The following is a 17,369-nucleotide window of genomic DNA, read 5'->3' as shown; positions in this document are numbered from 1 at the left end:
GGCGACGGCCGCATGAACGACGGATGGCCGGCATCAGGGGAACAGGCGGCGTTCTGAGTGGCCGAGGTTCCCGGTGAACGCCCGATCGCCAATCGGAAAATGGGGGTTGACCTGCTGCATCGCCGAGCTTCCGGGTCGCGAGTGGTCTCGTGCGACCGTACAGGAGCCTGTCTGGACGGGCCGCTCGACGAACCCGTGGCACCGGCGCCCGGGAGCCGACTCCAAGTCAAGACTGTGCACAGATGGCGTCATCGCGACCGACCCCGTGACGCCCGCGCGGAGCTGCCGGCGAGCCCCCGCCGACTCGGGGGGACGGCTGGGGGGGATGACTCGGGCGGGTCCCGGGGTCAGTGCTGTCCGGGCGGCGGGTTGCCGGCGGCGTCCGCCTCCCGGTCCCGCCCCGTGGTGGCGCTCCAGTTGGCGAGGAGGGTGAGGGCGTCCTCGGCGGGTGTGTCCCGGCGGGCGCTGTACACGACGACGCTCAGACCGCTCTCGTCGGCCAACGCCATGGTCTCCTGGTCGAGTTCGAGATCGCCGACCACGGGATGGGTCAGGCGTTTGGTGCTCTGCCGGAAGACGTGCACGTCGTGGGAGGCCCACATGACCCGGAACGGGTCGCTGCGGGTGGACAGTTCACCGATCAGGTCGGTCAGTTCCCGGTCGTAGGGGTCGCGCGCGGCCTCGACGCGCAGCGCGCCGACGGCGAAGCGGGCCATCGGCTCCCAGTCGCGGTAGAAGCGGCCGGCCCCGGAGTTGAGGAACGCGAACCGGGCGACGTTGCCCCGGCAGGCCGGGTCGTCGTACATGGGTGCGTACAGGGCCCGCCCCAACTCGTTGGCGGCCAGGGTGTCGAGGCGGTTGTTCATCACGTACGCCGGCAGGGCCGGCATGCCTTCGACGATCCGCAGGACACTCGCCCGGACCGTCTGCCGGGCGGTTCGCTGCCGGGTCCGCGCGGCGGGTGCCGGTCCGGCGGCGCGGGCGAGGTCGTACAGGTAGGCGCGTTCGGTGTCGTCGAGCCGCAGTGCGTGGGCGAGCGCGTCCAGCACGCTGTCCGAGACGCCTCTCAGGCTGCCGCGTTCGAGGCGCGTGTAGTACTCGACGCTCACCCCGGCGAGCGCGGCGACCTCGCCCCGGCGCAGTCCGGGCACGCGCCGCCGGCCGTAGACCGGCAGTCCCGCCTGCTCGGGGGTGATCTTCTCGCGGCGTGAGCGGAGGAAGGCGCTGACCGCGTCCCGGTTGTCCATGGGGTCAGCGTAGGCAGGCCCGGCGCGGGATGGGGGTCCCTGCCGGTACCCCTCACGGCGGGGGCTCCCCGGCGACGGCGGACGGGCGTTGCATGGGGTGTGCCCCGAGCCCGTCGGGGCGCCGAGGAGACCGAGGGGACACACCATGAGCAGTGACCGTACCGAGACGGCAGCCGGGACCTCCGCCGATGTCGTGAGGGGCCTGTACGAGGCGTTGGCGAAGGGCGATGTGGAAGGTGTCGTGGCGCGGCTGGCCCCCGAGGTGGTCGTCGATGAGCCGGCCCAGCTTCCCTACGGCGGTGTGCACCACGGCCGCGAGGCGTTCGTGGGGTCGGTCCTGGGAGCGATGATGCGGCGTGCGGCGGTCGCCATCACGGGGGCCGAGGTTTTCGAGGGGCCGGCCGGCGTGGTGGGAGTGCTGACCGGCACGCTCACCGCGCACACGACCGGGGAGCGGTTCGCGCTGACCATGGTCGAGATCCACGAGGTCGCGGACGGACTGGTGCGCGGGATCGACGTCTACACCAAGAACCCCCACGAGCTCGCCGCCTTCTTCGCCCGCGCGGAGGCCGGGGCGTCGTTGTAGGCGCGGACGGCAGGTTCGCGCAAAATTTTGCGCTACTTGCGTTCGCTTGCGGCCTGGTGATGCAAGCGCCCGACGAGTATCCGAGTGACAGACCCGTGTGCCGGTCACGTGAAGTACGCCTGGATACTTGCTGTTTGGCTGGCTGCATCACCATGCCGTGAGCGGTTCTGGTGAAACTTGTGTCGTCCTGTCTGTGGACCGGCTCGCAGCTCTCTGCAATATTTCGATGAAACAATGCAATATTCTGCGTACTGATCCATGTGCCTTCACCGCACCTTTCTGCACCACTCCGCCAGGAACGAGCCGCCCTCGCCCGCCCCCTCCGGCGCGCGAGCCTCCGCAGAAAGCGACCTCGCATGACCCGACACAAGCCGAGATCCTGGAGGCGGCGCGCAGCGACCGCTGTACTCGCCTCCACCGTCATGGTCCTGGGCCTGCCCGCCGTCGGCGCGCACGCGGCCGGGGGGCCCAACACCGCCGCGGACGCCAGGACCAGGGCGGGCAGCGCTCGCGCCGCGCACGCGGCCGCCAACGTCACCGACGGCGACACCGACACCTACTGGCAGGCCGGCAAGAAGTCCGCCCAGTGGGTGCAGACCGACCTCGGCCGGACCGAGCGCGTCCGGCAGGTCGTGCTGCGGCTGCCCGAGAAGTGGCAGACCCGCAAGCAGACCCTGGCCCTCCAGGTCAGCGCCGACGGAACGAGCTTCGCCACGCTCAAGTCGTCGGCGCAGTACGTCTTCAGTCCCGGCAACGACAACACGGTGAGGGTCTCGGTCCCCGGGACCCTCGCCCGCTACGTCCGGGCCGACTTCAGCGCCAACTCCGTCGCGGGCACCGCCCAGCTCGCCGAGATGCAGGTCCTCACGGCCGCCGCCTCGACCCCCAACCTCGCCCAGGGCAAGACCTTCAGCGAGAGCGGCCACGCGGACGTCTACGGCGCGGCCAACGCCGGTGACGGCAACCGCAACACCTACTGGGAGAGCACCAACAACTCGTTCCCGCAGTGGCTCCAGGTCGACCTCGGCTCGTCGGTCAAGGTCAACCAGGTGACCCTGCGGCTGCCCAGCGGCTGGCCGAGCCGCAGTCAGACGCTCAAGATCCAGGGATCGACCGACAACCAGAACTTCACGGACCTGACGGCCTCGAAGGCGTACACCTTCGACAGCTCCGACGACCAGTCGGCGGCCATCACCTTCGACACCACCACCACGCGGTACGTGCGCGCACTCTTCACCGCCAACACCGGCTGGCCCGCCGGGCAGGCCTCCGAGCTGGAGGTCTACGGACCCGCGACCGGCGACACCCAGGCGCCCACCGCCCCGTCCAACCTGGCCTACACCGAGCCGGCCAGCGGCCAGATCAAGCTGACCTGGAGCGCGGCCACCGACGACACGGCCGTCACCGGCTACGACGTCTACGCCAACGGCCAGTTGCGGTCGAGCGTCGCCGGGAACGTGCTGACCTACACCGACACCCAGCCGGCCGGCAGCGACATCACCTACTTCGTGCGGGCCAAGGACGCCGCGGGCAACGTCTCCGGCAACAGCAACAGCGTCACCCGCAAGGGAGCGAGCGGCGACACCCAGGCCCCCACGGCGCCCGGCAGCCTCGCCTACACCCAGTCCGGCAGCGACGTGAAGCTCACCTGGCAGGCGTCCAGCGACAACGTCCAGGTCACCGGGTACGACGTCTACGCCAACGACCAGCTCGTCAAGTCCGTGGCGGGGACCGTCACGACGTACACCGACACCCCGTCGGCGACGGCGACGGTCACCTACTACGTGAAGGCGAGGGACGCCGCGGGGAACGTGTCGGTGGCGAGCAACAGCGTCACCCGGCCCGGGTCCGGCGCCGGCTCCGACCTCGCCCAGGGCAAGCCCGTCGACGCCTCCTCGTACACCTTCACCTACGTCGCCGCCAACGCCAACGACGGTCAGATCGGCACCTACTGGGAGAGCGCGGGCGGCGCCTACCCGGCCACCCTCACCACCAAGCTGGGCGCCAACGCCGACCTCGGTCAGGTCGTCGTCAAGCTCAACCCGGACGCCGCCTGGTCCACCCGCACCCAGAACATCCAGGTGCTCGGCCGCGACCAGGACGCCACCGCGTTCACCAGCCTCGCCGCGGCGAAGGACTACACGTTCAACCCGTCGACCGGCAACACCGTGACCATCCCGGTCTCCGGCGCCGCCGCCGACGTCCAGCTGAAGTTCACCTCCAACACCGGCGCCCCGGGTGCGCAGGTCGCCGAGGTACAGGTGATCGGCACCCCGGCGGCCAACCCGGACCTCAAGGTCACCGGGATCACCAACTCGCCCTCCGCCCCGGTCGAGTCGGACGCCATCAGCCTGACCGCGACCGTCACCAACAGCGGCAGCAAGGCGTCCAAGGCCACCGACCTGAACTTCACGCTCGGCGGCACCAAGGCCGCCACGGCGGACGTTCCGGCGCTCGCGGCCGGCGCGTCGACGACGGTCACCGCGAGCATCGGCAGCCGGGACGCGGGCAGTTACCCGGTCGGCGCCGAGGTGGACCCGTCGAACAAGGTCATCGAGCAGAACGAGGCGAACAACGCCTTCACCCGCTCCGACGCCCTGGTCGTCAAGCCGGTCTCCAGCTCCGACCTGGTGGCGGCGCCGGTCGCCTGGTCGCCGTCCAGCGCCTCGGCGGGCGACTCGGTCGCCTTCACCGTCGCCATCAAGAACCAGGGAACGGTGGCCTCGGCCTCCGGCGCCCACGGCGTCACCCTGACGGTCAAGGACGCCAACGGAGCCACGGTCAAGACGCTCAGCGGCTCCTACACCGGCACGATCTCGTCCGGTCAGACGACCGCGCCGGTCTCCCTCGGGTCGTGGACGGCCGTCAACGGCAAGTACACCGTCACGACGGTCATCTCCGACGACGCCAACGAACTGCCGGTCAAGCGCACCAACAACACCACCACGCAGCCCCTGTTCGTCGGCCGCGGCGCGGACATGCCGTACGACATGTACGAGGCCGAGGACGGCACGGTCGGCGGCGGCGCCCAGGTCGTCGGCCCGAACCGGACCGTCGGCGACATCGCGGGCGAGGCGAGCGGCCGCAAGGCGGTGACGCTCAACAGCACCGGCCAGTACGTCGAGTGGACCACCCGCGCGGCGACCAACACCCTGGTCACCCGCTTCTCGATCCCGGACGGCACCAACACCACCCTGGACGTCTACGTCGACGGCCAGTTCCTCAAGGCCATCGACCTCACCTCGAAGTACGCCTGGCTCTACGGCAGCGAGACCGCGCCCGGCAACTCGCCCGGCTCCGGTGCCCAGCGCCACATCTACGACGAGGCCAACCTGCTGCTCGGCAAGACCGTGCCGGCCGGTTCCAAGATCCGCCTCCAGAAGGACGCGGCCAACACCTCCACCTACGCGATCGACTTCGTCAACCTCGAACAGGCCACGCAGATCGCGAACCCGGACCCGGCCGCGTACACGGTCCCGGCCGGCTTCACGCAGCAGGACGTGCAGAACGCCCTGGACAAGGTCCGCATGGACACCACGGGCAAGCTCGTCGGCGTCTACCTGCCGGCCGGCGACTACGAGACCTCCAGCAAGTTCCAGGTCTACGGCAAGGCCGTCAAGGTCGTCGGAGCCGGACCGTGGTTCACCCGCTTCCGTGCGCCCTCCTCGCAGGAGAACACGGACGTCGGCTTCCGCGCCGAGTCCACCGCCAACGGCTCGACCTTCTCCGGCTTCGCCTACTTCGGCAACTACACGTCCCGGATCGACGGCCCGGGCAAGGTGTTCGACTTCTCCAACGTCGCCAACATCACGATCGACAACATCTGGGCCGAGCACATGGTCTGCCTCTACTGGGGCGCCAACACCGACAACATGACCATCTCCAACACCCGCATCCGTGACACGTTCGCCGACGGCATCAACATGACGAACGGCTCCACGGACAACCACGTGGTCAACAACGACGCCCGGGCCACGGGCGACGACAGCTTCGCGCTCTTCTCGGCCATCGACGCCGGCGGCGCCGACGAGAAGAACAACCTCTACGAGAACCTGACGTCCACGCTGACCTGGCGGGCCGCGGGCATCGCCGTGTACGGCGGCTACAACAACACCTTCCGCAACATCCGGGTCGCCGACACGCTCGTCTACTCCGGAATCACGATCTCCTCGCTGGACTTCGGCTACCCGATGAACGGCTTCGGCACCGATCCGACGACGATCGAGAACGTCTCCCTGGACCGCACGGGCGGCCACTTCTGGGGCTCCCAGGTCTTCCCCGCCATCTGGGCGTTCTCCGCCTCGAAGGTCTTCCAGGGCATCAGGGTCAACGACGTCGACATCGACGACTCCACCTACGGAGGCGTGATGTTCCAGACCAACTACGTCGGCGGCCAGGCGCAGTTCCCGGTGAAGGACACCATCTTCACCGACATCTCCATCACCAACTCCAAGAAGAGCGGAGACGCGTTCGACGCCAAGTCCGGCTTCGGCATCTGGGCCAACGAACTGCCCGAGCCCGGCCAGGGCCCGGCCGTCGGCGAGGCCACCTTCCGCAACCTGCGGATGAGCGGCAACGCCCAGGACGTCAAGAACACCACCAGCACATTCAAGATCAACATCCAGTAGGCACCGCGGAGCGGTGAAGGGAAGGGGCGTCCCCGCCGGGGCGCCCCTTCCCGCCGTCCCCGGCGCTACCGCGGCGAGTGGCGTGGCGGCGGCCCGGTGAGGAGATGGTGCTCATGGGCCTCGTAGCGGTTGCGCTCCCGGGCGGTGGCCCGCCGCCCGGACAGGACGGTGGTGAGCCAGCCCGCGAGGAAGCCCGCGGGCACGGAGACGAGAGCGGTCGTGTTGTACGGGAACCAGACGAAGTCGGCCTCAGGGAAGGCCGACAACGGCGTCCCCGAGACCAGGGTGGTGCCGGGAGCCAGCGCCAGCACGCTCAGGGAACCCACGATCAGGGTGGCCAGGAGCGCGGTGCGCGTGTACCGGCGCCAGAACAGGGTGTACAGGAGCGCGGGTGCGATGGCCGAGGCGCCGAGGGTGAAGGAGACGGTGGCCAGCGGCTGGAGACTGCGGTGCTGGGCGAGGACGGCCAGCAGGATGGTGGGGATGCCGACGGCCAGCGCGCATGAGCGGGCGAGGACCAGTTCCCGGGCCGGGGCCAGGGGCCGGGCGCGGGACGCCGTGAGATCGTGCGCGAGGGTGTTGGCGCAGGCCAGCGTCATGCTGGCGACGGAGGCGAGAAGGGTGAGGAAGACGGCGGTGGTGACCGTGGCGAAGAGCAGGCTCTCCGGCCGGGACAGGGTGGTCCCGAACGCGGCCCGGGCGCCCAGCAGATAGGCGGTCGTGCCGTGCGCGTCGGCGGCGGCGATGTGGTCCCGGCCGACCAGGGCGGTGGCGCCGACGCACACCAGCGTGAGCATCAGGATGAACAGGGTCACCGAGGAGACCGCCCAGGACATCGCCCGGCGGACCTGACGCGGGGTGCCGGCGGTGTACATCCGCATGGTGACGTGCGGCAGGCTGGCACCTCCCAGCACGATCGCGCCCTGGGTACTGGCCATGTCCAGGGCGGGATGCGGACTGCTGGAGTACTGCAGGCCCCAGCGCAGATAGGCGGGTCCCGCCCCGCTCCGCCCTTCGGCCGCGTGGAACAACGCCTGCGGCTGCCAGTCGAACAGACGCAGGATCAGGAAGCTCACCACCAGCCCGGAGCCGAGCAGCACCACGGTCTTGATGATCTGGACCAGCGCGGTACCGGGCATACCGCCCAGCGCCGCATACGTGATCATGAGGACTCCGGCCCCGGCCACGCACCCGTTCTTCATGCCGGGATCCGTGAACCCGAGGACGTACGCGAGGAGTTCACCGACCCCGGCGAGCTGGACGACCATCATCGGGACCAGTGCGGCAAGGGTGACCAGACAGGCGGTCACGCGAACCGACCGCGCCGGGTGACGCTGGGCCAGCGCGTCCCCCATCGTGTAGCGGCCGGTGTTGTGGAGGGGTTCGGCCAGCAGGAACATCAGCAGCAAAAGGGACAGCAGGGCGCTCAGGGCCAGGACGATGCCGTCGTAGCCGCACAGGGCGATGATCCCCCCGATGGTGAGGACGGTGGCGGCGGAGATGTAGTCGCCGGCGACGGCCAGGCCGTTGCGTATCGGCGAGAGGGTCCGGTAACCGGTGTAGAACTCGGCGAGGTCGTCCGCCTCCGGACCGGTGAGCACGCACAGCAGCAGGGTGAGGGCGACGACCGTGCAGAACGCGATGAGCGACCAGGACTGGGCGGATCCGCTGAACTCGGTCATGGCGCCTGCTCCCGGTCCGCGACGGCCGCCCGCGTCTGGCGGCGGGCGTGACGTGCCAGGGGATCCACGAACCGGTGCGCCGCGGCTTCGTAGAGGAGGACCGCGAGCCAGGTGACCGGGATCTGGACCAGGGCCAGTAGCAGGCCGGTGGGCAGGCCGCCGGGGCCCGGACGGGCCATCACGGAGGGCGCCTTGACGGTCAGAGTGAGGAAGGCGGCGAAGTAGCCGAGCGCGGTGAAGGTCGCCACGCGCCGCTGCCAGCGGTAGGCGCGGCGCAGCAGACGCAGGGTCCGGTGGGCGCCTGAGTTCGGGTCCGGCGGACGGAGGCCGGAGAGCTCCAGCTCACCGGTCGACCAGGTGGGGGAGGGGCGGTCGTACGGTGTCCGGCCGCCCGGAGCGGGGTCGTCTGCCCGGGGATCGTACGCGGAACGGTCGTAAGGGGGGACGTCCTGCGGGGAGAGGTCGTACACGGACGGGTCGGGCGGGAAGCGGTTGTCGAGGGATTGGTCGTACGGCGGCCGGCCCGGGGGTAACTCGGGCGAATCATGGGACATTTCGGCAACTCCTCGTAGGGGGCCCGGCTCCGCGTGCGGGGGACCGTGAGCGGGGAGAGCGGTTCGGGTGACCGCACAGCGTGCGACCCGAGGTTCGTGCGAAGCCGATGGCGCCGGTCGTCCGGGCGATGTCTGGTACGTCGCGATCGTGTGAACAGGGCGCCATGGTCTCCGGCGTGGGCGTGGTCCGCCAGAGGCGCGGTCGGAGTCGGCAGGGGCACTCGGTGGTGTGCGGAGCTGACCATGGAATCTCTGCCCAGGAGTGAGGAAGCATTAACGGAGCATTAGGTGGCGCGAATGCTCCGCAGAGTGCGCCGTCGCACACCTCACGAGCCCCAGGAAGTCAGCCGGTGCGCCCGGGTCCCGCGCACGGCCGCTCCGACCGGCGAGAAGGTGAAGGACGGCGTCCGGATCCCGCCGGTGCTCCGGCACGGCCCGCGTCACCCTGGACCCATGACTCCCGCTTTCCCACCCCTGCCCATCCCGACCGCGACGCTCGGGGAACTCCGGGTCCGCGACGACGCCGGAAACCCGTCGAAGCCGCACACGGACGACGAGGGCGGCGCGCCCCTGCGCTGCTGTCTGCGGTCCAGTGCCGAGGGCGAGCGGATCGCCCTGGTCTCCTACGCCCCGCTGCGCCGGTGGGCGGCGGCCACGGACATCGACCCCGGGGCCTACGACGAACAGGGTCCGGTCTTCATCCACGCCGAGGACTGCGGCGGCCCGACGGGCGAGAACCCCGGCTATCCGTGGGCGCGCCCCGGCGCCCTGCGGGTCCTGCGCTGCTACGACCGGCGCGGCCACATCACGGGCGGCCGCATGCTGGAACTGCCCGAGGACCCCCGTGCGGCTTTCGAGACCGCCCTGGCCGAGGCCTTCTCCGACCCCGGCACCGCCCAGGTGCACGTCCGCGCCGTCGAATACGGCTGCTACCACTTCCGCGTGGACCGTCCCTGACGGGAACGGGCATCGCGGACGGGGACGCCGGCTCGGGGCCCGTCAGTACGCGTGATGGACCTGCCAGAACGCCCAAGCCTGGCAGGGGCTGCCGTAGGTGGTGTTCATGTAGTTGAGGCCCCACTTGATCTGGGTGGCCGGGTTGGTCTGCCAGTCGGCGGCGACGGTGGCCATCTTGGAGCCGGGCAGGGCCTGGACGAGTCCGTAGGCGCCCGAGGAGGGGTTGACGGCGAGGTAGTTCCAGGTGGACTCGTGGTCCACGATGTTGCTGAAGCACTGGAACTGGCCGCTGCCCACGATCTCCGCGGCCATCGCCTTCAACTGGGCCACGGTGTACGAACTGCGCACCGCGAAGGTGGCGGTGGGATTGCCCGCCGCGGCCTTGGCCTCCGCCCGTTCCTCGGCGGCCTTGTCCGCGGCGGCCTTCTTGGCCTGCGCGGTCCTGGCCGCCGCCGTCCGCGCGGCGTGCTCGGCGTCCTTGCGGGCGCTCGCGTCCGCCTGGACGGCCATCGCGTCCGCCTGCCGGGTCAGGGACGCCGTCTGCACCTGAGCCTGCTGACCGGCGGGCAGGTCCGCGAGGAGCGTGGCGTCGTCCACCGCCGCCCGGGCGTCGTTGTTCTGGGCGCTGCTGCCCGAGGCGACGCCGACGACGCTTCCGACCGCGGTGACCGCGGTGGCCGAGGCCACCGCGAGTCCCCTCAGGGGCATGGGGCTCATGCGCACGCATCCTCTTCGCCGGGGCAGGGTGTGCCGTGCCCGACGACGCAATGATCTCGCTTGCAGGGGTGGGCAGTTGGAACACTGTGGCGCGTGGGACCGGCTGACGCAATCCCGTGGCGAGTGCGGATCCTCACATTGGGGGAAGTGGCTGGTGGGGCGGGTGGGAGGAGCGCAGACGCCGCCCGGACCTGGTAGGGGCGGTGCCGTCCGCGCCCGGCGGAGGCCGTCAACGGCCGTGCGGGGCCAGCGTCCCGCCGAAGTGGGCGCCGGGGCCGGGGGCCCGCAGGGCCGCCCCGTCGAAGGACCAGGAACGGTTCAGGGAGAGTCCGCCGCCGGTGGCGGGGAAGACCCAGACACCGCCGTCACCGCCGTCCTCGCCGGGAGCGCCGGTGATCAGACTCGCCCTGCCGTCCCGGTCGGCGTCGATCAGCCGCACCGCGGCGCCGAACCGGTCGCCCCTCTCGGGGGTGCCGGGGACCGCTCGCGGGCTCTGGCTCAGCACCCGGACGCCCTTGGTGGTCAGGCCGGTGGCGGAGCCGCGCATCACCCAGACGGTGCCGGCGTCGACGGCGCCGCCGATGTCGTTGCCCGGCGCGCCGACGGCCACCTCGTCGTAGCCGTCGCCGTCGACGTCCCGCACGCTCAGCGCGGCACCGAAGCGGTCGCCGGGCCTGTTGACCCCCGGTACGCCCGGCGAGTTCTGCGTCCAGTACTGGCGGTTGTACCCGCCCTCCCGGCTGCCCGGACCGCCCGGCCCGCCGAACTGGACGAAGAACCCGCCGGGTGTGGTCAGGCCGCCCGCGGAGTCGCGGTCGTCGGATGCGCCGACGACGACGTCGGTGTAACCGTCCCCGTTCACGTCCCCCGAGGCCGCGACCTGGCCGCCGCCGGTCAGCTCGTAGTGGTCCGCCCAACCGCCTCGGCCGCCGGAGACGTAGACGGCCCTGCCGAACACGCCGGCCGCGTCGAAGGTCCCGTCGCCGAGGATGACGAGGTCGTCCGCGCGGTTCCTGTCGTAGTCGCCCATGGTGAGTCCGGTGGGGCGGAAGTCGGCGGGCACGAACAGGGACAGGGGGCTGCGGTCGGTGTCCATCCGGCGGCCGGTGGCGGTGACCTCGAAGCCGAAGGACCACAGCGTGTCCGCCGACAGGACGGCCACCGCGGAGTCGTCCACCTTAATCCAGCCGGCGGCCAGCGCCAGCCCGAAGCGGTGGCCCGCCACCGGGGTGGTCTCCTGGAGCACTCTGCTGCCGGCCGCGCGCAGCCCGGTGGGCGAGCCGAACAGGACGGTGGCCGAGCCCGCGTCGACGGCCGAGCCGACGTCCTTCCCGGGCGCGGCGACGATCAGGTCGTCGTACCCGTCCCGGTCCAGGTCCGCGGTGGCCGTGGCCTGACCGAAGCGGTCGCCCGCCCGGGCCAGGCCCGTCACGCCGGGGGTGCTCATGCTGAACGTCGCCCGGTGCGCGGTGGACAGCCCGTGCGCGGAGCCGTAGAGGACGGCGACGTAGCCGGCGTCCCGCTGTCCGCTGACGGTTCCGCCGGGGGCCGAGACCACGAGGTCGCGGTAGCCGTCGTTGTTGAAGTCGTCGTGCGTGATGGGCGCGGGCGCGGCCTGGACGGGCGCGACAGCCGTGATGGTGGCGCCGATCGTCAGCAGCAGCAGCGCCGCGGCGGCCGTGCCGGTGACGTGATTCGGTCTGCGTCTGCCGAAGGGTCTCTTGCGGAGCATGCTGGGTCTCCCGGGATCGCTGCGGGGCCGGACACGGGCGGCCGGGCCGGGCCGCGAAGGTCCGGTGGCCGCCGCCCGCCGCCGAATACAGGACCCGCGGACCGGACGAAGGGTTGTGCGAGGGCGCGTGTGACCGTCGAACCGGGGCCGCGCCCGCCTTCCCGGTGACGGTCAGCGGGCCGGCCCGGTGTCCTCGCCTTCGCCCGATCCGCTCACCGGCTCCCCCGGGAACAGCGCCGCGAGCGCCGTGCGGTACAGGACGTCCTCCGCGCGCTCCCAGGTCCAGCCGCTCTCCACCACGAGGGACCGCCAGCCGGTGGGTCCGAACCACTGCCAGAGCAGGTCGGCCGTCTCCGCCACCGGGTAGACGGGGGGCGGGGGCAGGGTGTGCAGATGGCGGGCCGCCGTACGCAGCGCGTCGCGGTAGTCCGCGGTCGCCCGCTGCCACAGCGCCTCGCCGTCCTCGTGGACCGGCAGCGCCTTGCGGATCGCCTCGTGCACGGTGAACTGGCCCTCGTTGCCCGCCCGGGTGCCACGGGCCAGCGTGCGCAGCACCGCCTCCGGGGTCCGTCCGGCCAGCAGCGCCGCCATCGCCCGCTCGTATCCGGAGGCGTCCACGCCGTGGTCCACGATCCGGTTCAGGATGTCGCTCTTGCTGCCGACGCTCGCGAAGACGGTCTTGGCGGCCACGCCCGCCGCCGTGGCGATGTCGGCCACGGTCACCCGCCCGTAGCCGCGCTCCGCGAACAGTTCCGTCGCCCGGCCGAGGATCAGCTCGCGAGTCCGCGCGGCGGCCTGTTCGCGCAGCGGGGAGACGTAGGGGCGCTTGGGCTGCATGATCGCACTCTATCGCGATGAATTCATTAGGCGTGCTGTAACCTCAATTTCCTGATCACTCCGGTCACCCCGATCACACAGCCGACGAGAGGCAGCCCCGCCATGGGAATGGAACCCGCAGAGCTGGCCCACGGACTCTTCCGGGTCCTCGAGACAGGGGACCGGGCGCTCGCCGCCGACGTGGTCCACGAGGAGTTCCACAACCGCGAAGCCGCCGTGGCCCCGGCGGCGTGCGCGCTGCCGGGCCCGGCCGGTGTCCTCGCCTCGGGCGCGTGGATGCGCTCCGCCTTCAGCGACCTGTGCTTCCCGGTGCTCGCCACCGCGCTTGGTGACGACGAGGTCTGGGTGCGCCTGCGCATGCGGGGCCGCCACACCGGTGCCTTCGTCCGCTACCGCGACGGCAAGCTCGACCAGGCCATACCGCCCACCGGCCGGGAGATCGACTTCGAGCAGATCCACGTGCTCGGCCTGCGCGACGGCAAGGTGGTGCGTCACGAGGCGGTACGGGACGACGTCGCCATGCTCGGACAGCTCGGCGTCTTCCCGCCGGCGCCGCCCACGGCACTCCGCATGGTCGGCTGGCGCGTGTCCGGACGCGCCGCCCGCGCCGCCGCCCGGGTGGCGGCGGAGGCCGCGGAGGCCGCCGCACCGACCCGGTAGCGGGCCAGGTCGAGCCGCGGGCCCCCTCGGGTGTCGCCGAGGGGGCCCGCGTCAGCAGGGGCGCGCGCTGTGGCGCGCGCCCCCGGTCCGTCCGCCGCGCTCAGCGGAAGGCTGCTGCCACCAGCTCCCTCTGCTCGTCGGCGTGCCGCCGGGCGGAGCCCACGGCGGGTGCCGACGCGGCGGGACGGCTGACGTGGCCGAGAGGACGGTCCGCGGACCGCCGCACGGTGGCGTTCACGAAGTGCCAGGCTCCCTGGTTCTCGGCCTCCTCCTGCACCCACCGCACCTCCGCGTCCGCGGGGAAGCGGGCGAGCTCCTCGGCCAGTTCCCGCACCGGGAACGGGTAGAGCCGCTCCACGCGGACGATCGCGGTGTCCGTCGCCCCGGTCTCCCGCCGGTGGGCGTCCAGGTCGTAGAAGACCTTGCCCGAACACACCAGCACACGCCCGACCCGCGCCGTGTCGGCCGTCTCGTCCGGCAGGACCGCGCGGAACCCGCCCCCGGTGAACTCGGAGAGCGGTGAGACGGCCGCCTTCGACCGCAGCATCGACTTCGGGGTGAAGACCACCAGCGGCCTCCTGCGCCGCGGCTCGACGAGCGCCTGCTGCCTGAGCAGGTGGAAGTAGTTGCCGGGCAGGGTCGGTACCGCGACCGTCATGTTGTCCTGCGCGCACAGCTGGAGGAACCGTTCGATCCTGCCGGAGGAGTGGTCCGGTCCCTGCCCCTCCAGTCCGTGCGGCAGCAGCAGGGTCACCCCGGAACGCTGCCCCCACTTCTGCTCCGACGACGCGATGTACTCGTCCACGACGGTCTGCGCGCCGTCGGCGAAGTCGCCGAACTGCGCCTCCCACAGCACCAGCGCCTCGGGCCGCGCCAGCGAGTAGCCGTACTCGAACCCGAGCGCGGCCAGTTCGGACAGCATCGAGTCGTACGGTGTGAAGGACGCGGCCCGCTCGCCGAGCGAGTTGAGCGGCGTGTACTCCGCGCCCGTGTGCCGGTCGGTGAGCACGGCGTGCCGCTGGCCGAACGTGCCGCGGCGGGAGTCCTGTCCGGCCAGCCGCACCGGAACCCCGTCCAGCAGCAGCGACCCGAGGGCCAGGGTCTCCGCGGTGGCCCAGTCGACGGCCCCCGCGTCCGGCATCGCGGCACGTCTGCGCAGCTGGGGAAGGACGCGCGGGTGCGCGGTGAAGCCGGGCGGGAGCTCGATCTGGGACGACACGATGTGCCGGACGGCCGCCTCCGAGATCGCGGTGACCGGTGCGGCGGGGGCGACGGCCCCGGCCTCCTCGTCGCCGACGTGGTCCGCCGGACGACCTGGCGCCCGCACCGGGTGGGTCTCGGCGAAGGCGTGCTCGAGCCGGTCCCGGTAGTCCCGCAGGGCACCCTCGGCCTGCCGCGCGCCGATGTCTCCCCGCCGCACCAGCGTGTCGGCGTACAGCGTGCGCACCGAGGGCAGGGCGTCGATCCGGTCGTACATCTCCGGCTGCGTGATCGACGGGTCGTCGACCTCGCTGTGGCCGTGGCGCCGGTAGCAGATCAGGTCGATCACGACGTCCTTGTGGAACGTCCGGCGGTAGTCGAAGGCGAACCGGGCGACCCGGACGACGGCCTCGGGGTCGTCTCCGTTCACGTGCAGGACCGGGGCCTCGATGGTCCGGGCGACATCGGTGGCGTAGGCGCTCGACCGGCCGTGGGCGGGCGCGGTCGTGAAGCCCAGCTGGTTGTTGATGACGATGTGAACGGTCCCGCCGGTGTGGTAGCCCGGCAGCTGTGACATGTTCAGGGTCTCGCCGACCACGCCCTGGCCCGCGAAGGCGGCGTCGCCGTGGACGGCCACGGGGAGCACCGCGAGCGTGCCGCCGCCGTCCCGGGCGGTCTCCTGCTTGGCCCGGACCACTCCCTGGGCCACCGGACCCACGACCTCCAGGTGCGAGGGGTTGGCGACGACGGACACGGCGACCGTGCCCCCGTCGAGGGTGCGATAGGTCCCCTCCGCGCCCAGGTGGTACTTCACGTCGCCGGATCCCTGGACCGACCGGAGGTCCACGCCGTCCTCGAACTCGTGGAAGATCTCGGCGTACGACTTGCCCACGATGTTGGCCAGCACATTGAGCCGGCCCCGGTGCGCCATGCCGATGACGGCCTCTCCCACACCGTGCGCGACGGCGCGGTGCAGCAGGGCGTCCAGCAGCACGATCGCCGACTCGCCGCCTTCCAGCGAGTACCGCTTCTGTCCCACGTACTTGGTGTGCAGAAAGCGCTCGAAGGCCTCCGCCGCCCCCAGCCGGTACAGGATCTGCAGCTGCTCGGCGCGGTCGGCCGGTCTCCGGGGCGACTCCATCCGCTGCTGCACCCAGCTCCGTTCGTCGGAGCTCTGGATGTGCATGTACTGGACGCCGACGCTCCCGCAGTAGGACTCCCGCAGCACGTCCAGCACGGAGCGGAGGGTCATGGTGGCCCGTCCGGCGAAGTCGTCCACGACGAACGTACGGTCCAGGTCCTCCTCGCGGAGCCCGAACGCCTTCAGGCCCAGCTCCGGGGACGCGTCCTCCTGCGGCGTGGCGAGCGGGTCGGTGCCGGCCATCAGGTGTCCGCGTACGCGGTAGCCGTGGATCAGCCCCGCCACCCGGACGGCCTTGAGGGCGGCCTCCTCGGCGGTGTCGCCCATGGGGGCCCGTTCGTCGGCCCCGGGGCCGCTGGACGTGAAGAGATCCCGCCATACCGGGTCGACCGAGTACGGATCGCGAAGGAAACGCTCGTGCTGTTCGTCGACGACCCATTCGTTCAGGCCGAATTCCTGTTCATCGAATACCGGCTGTCCGGCACGGGATTGCGATTCCACGGTGTGGATCGCCTTCTTTCCTCATCGCACGGTGGCTGTTGTCGGACGCGTTCGGCAATCGGAGGAAAACCTCCGGCGCGCGTCACGTTCTCCACGTTAGGTCCGCACGGCGGCCGCGCAGGACGGGTGAATGCGCCACAACGGCCACACATCAGGACATGCCGACGTGGCCGACGTGGCCGTGGGCCGCCGGTGATCGACGTCACCCGGGCCGGCGGCGCGTGCGGGACGCGTCCGGGGACGCGGTGTGTTGCAGAAGGAGCGGCGGCGGCCACGGGTGCCTGCAACGCTCCCGGTGCGCCGGCCGCGAACGGCCCCTCCGGCCCGGTGCAAGGGACAGCCCCGGACCCGGGGGGCGGCCTTCGTGCCCGGCACCGAGGCCCGTGCCACCAGAGGTGCCTCCGCGCCGTCCGCTCCCGCCCCGGATCCGTTTCCGACGCCGGTGCGGGCGGCGGCGGAGGGGATTTCGGAACGGAAGGAAGGACACCATGAGCTCCAGCAGCGGTGTCATCAGCAGGAGGGTGTCCGCGTTCGTCGTCGCGCCGGACGAGTCGGCCGTGCCGGTGCCCACGGATCTGCGGTACGACGCGGCCGATCCCTTCGCCGTGCATGCCGCCTTCCAGGTCGGGGCGGGCCGGACGGTCGAGTGGTTCTTCGCCCGCGGCCTCCTCGCGGAGGGGCTGCGTGGCCCCGCGGGCATCGGCGACGTCCGGCTGCGCCCCACCCGCCACCTCCACCGGCACATGCTGCGGATCACCCTGGCGTCCCCGGGGGGACGGGCCGATCTGATCGTCCCGAGAGCGGCGCTGGCGGACTTCCTGCGACGTACCGACGCGCTGGTGCCGCCGGGCACCGAACACGTCCATCTCGACCTCGACGCCCAGCTGTCGGAGTTCCTCGCCGGGCACTGAGCCGGACGGCCTCTGT

The 17,369-nt window shown here is 71.6% G+C and carries 12 protein-coding genes; 5 read left to right on the top strand and 7 right to left on the bottom strand.

The genetic code is table 11. The features are described 5' to 3' along the window. Positions 1 to 347: 347 nt before the first annotated feature. On the bottom strand, positions 348 to 1,247 hold the full coding sequence (locus tag ACFY3I_RS07245; protein ID WP_390859753.1) for a helix-turn-helix transcriptional regulator: 900 nt from the start codon (positions 1,245 to 1,247) through the stop codon (positions 348 to 350). Between the two features lie 145 nt (positions 1,248 to 1,392). Between ACFY3I_RS07245 and ACFY3I_RS07240 the strand changes: the two genes are divergently transcribed. Beyond that, positions 1,393 to 1,833, top strand: coding sequence for a nuclear transport factor 2 family protein (locus ACFY3I_RS07240; protein ID WP_390859752.1), 441 nt, complete (start codon positions 1,393 to 1,395; stop codon positions 1,831 to 1,833). Positions 1,834 to 2,189: 356 nt separating this feature from the next. Then, positions 2,190 to 6,461, top strand: a complete 4,272-nt coding sequence (locus ACFY3I_RS07235; protein ID WP_390859751.1) for a discoidin domain-containing protein — start codon at positions 2,190 to 2,192, stop codon at positions 6,459 to 6,461. A gap of 65 nt (positions 6,462 to 6,526) precedes the next feature. Here ACFY3I_RS07235 and ACFY3I_RS07230 read toward each other — a convergent pair whose 3' ends face one another. Then, on the bottom strand, positions 6,527 to 8,143 hold the full coding sequence (locus ACFY3I_RS07230; RefSeq protein ID WP_390859750.1) for a cation acetate symporter: 1,617 nt from the start codon (positions 8,141 to 8,143) through the stop codon (positions 6,527 to 6,529). Beyond that, entirely contained in the window at positions 8,140 to 8,697 is a 558-nt protein-coding gene (locus ACFY3I_RS07225) for a DUF485 domain-containing protein (protein ID WP_390859749.1), read from the bottom strand. The genes ACFY3I_RS07230 and ACFY3I_RS07225 overlap by 4 nt, the downstream gene beginning before the upstream one ends. Before the next feature lie 453 nt (positions 8,698 to 9,150). Between ACFY3I_RS07225 and ACFY3I_RS07220 the strand changes: the two genes are divergently transcribed. Then, positions 9,151 to 9,654, top strand: coding sequence for a DUF1203 domain-containing protein (locus ACFY3I_RS07220; protein ID WP_390859748.1), 504 nt, complete (start codon positions 9,151 to 9,153; stop codon positions 9,652 to 9,654). A 42-nt stretch (positions 9,655 to 9,696) separates the two neighbouring features. Here ACFY3I_RS07220 and ACFY3I_RS07215 read toward each other — a convergent pair whose 3' ends face one another. From ACFY3I_RS07215 to ACFY3I_RS07205, 3 genes are all read right to left on the bottom strand, one after another. Next, complete coding sequence (locus ACFY3I_RS07215; RefSeq protein ID WP_390859747.1) at positions 9,697 to 10,371, bottom strand: lytic transglycosylase domain-containing protein; 675 nt, start codon at positions 10,369 to 10,371, stop codon at positions 9,697 to 9,699. Positions 10,372 to 10,600: 229 nt separating this feature from the next. Beyond that, a complete protein-coding gene (locus ACFY3I_RS07210) occupies positions 10,601 to 12,103 on the bottom strand; it encodes an FG-GAP repeat protein (protein WP_390859746.1) in 1,503 nt (500 codons plus the stop codon). A gap of 171 nt (positions 12,104 to 12,274) precedes the next feature. After that, positions 12,275 to 12,940, bottom strand: coding sequence for a TetR/AcrR family transcriptional regulator (locus tag ACFY3I_RS07205; protein ID WP_390859745.1), 666 nt, complete (start codon positions 12,938 to 12,940; stop codon positions 12,275 to 12,277). A 102-nt stretch (positions 12,941 to 13,042) separates the two neighbouring features. Between ACFY3I_RS07205 and ACFY3I_RS07200 the strand changes: the two genes are divergently transcribed. Next, positions 13,043 to 13,600, top strand: a complete 558-nt coding sequence (locus tag ACFY3I_RS07200) for an ester cyclase (protein WP_390859744.1) — start codon at positions 13,043 to 13,045, stop codon at positions 13,598 to 13,600. Positions 13,601 to 13,700: 100 nt separating this feature from the next. Here the strand turns inward: ACFY3I_RS07200 and ACFY3I_RS07195 are convergent, their stop codons facing one another. Further along, on the bottom strand, positions 13,701 to 16,442 hold the full coding sequence (locus tag ACFY3I_RS07195) for a multifunctional oxoglutarate decarboxylase/oxoglutarate dehydrogenase thiamine pyrophosphate-binding subunit/dihydrolipoyllysine-residue succinyltransferase subunit (protein WP_390859743.1): 2,742 nt from the start codon (positions 16,440 to 16,442) through the stop codon (positions 13,701 to 13,703). Positions 16,443 to 16,930: 488 nt separating this feature from the next. Here ACFY3I_RS07195 and ACFY3I_RS07190 point away from each other — a divergent pair, with 488 nt between their 5' ends. Continuing rightward, a complete protein-coding gene (locus ACFY3I_RS07190) occupies positions 16,931 to 17,353 on the top strand; it encodes an SsgA family sporulation/cell division regulator (RefSeq protein WP_365287239.1) in 423 nt (140 codons plus the stop codon). Positions 17,354 to 17,369 lie beyond the last annotated feature (16 nt).

It is taken from the genome of Streptomyces sp. NPDC001068 (assembly GCF_042897315.1).
Lineage (GTDB): Bacteria > Actinomycetota > Actinomycetes > Streptomycetales > Streptomycetaceae > Streptomyces.
This window is presented reverse-complemented; position numbering and strand designations above follow the sequence as displayed.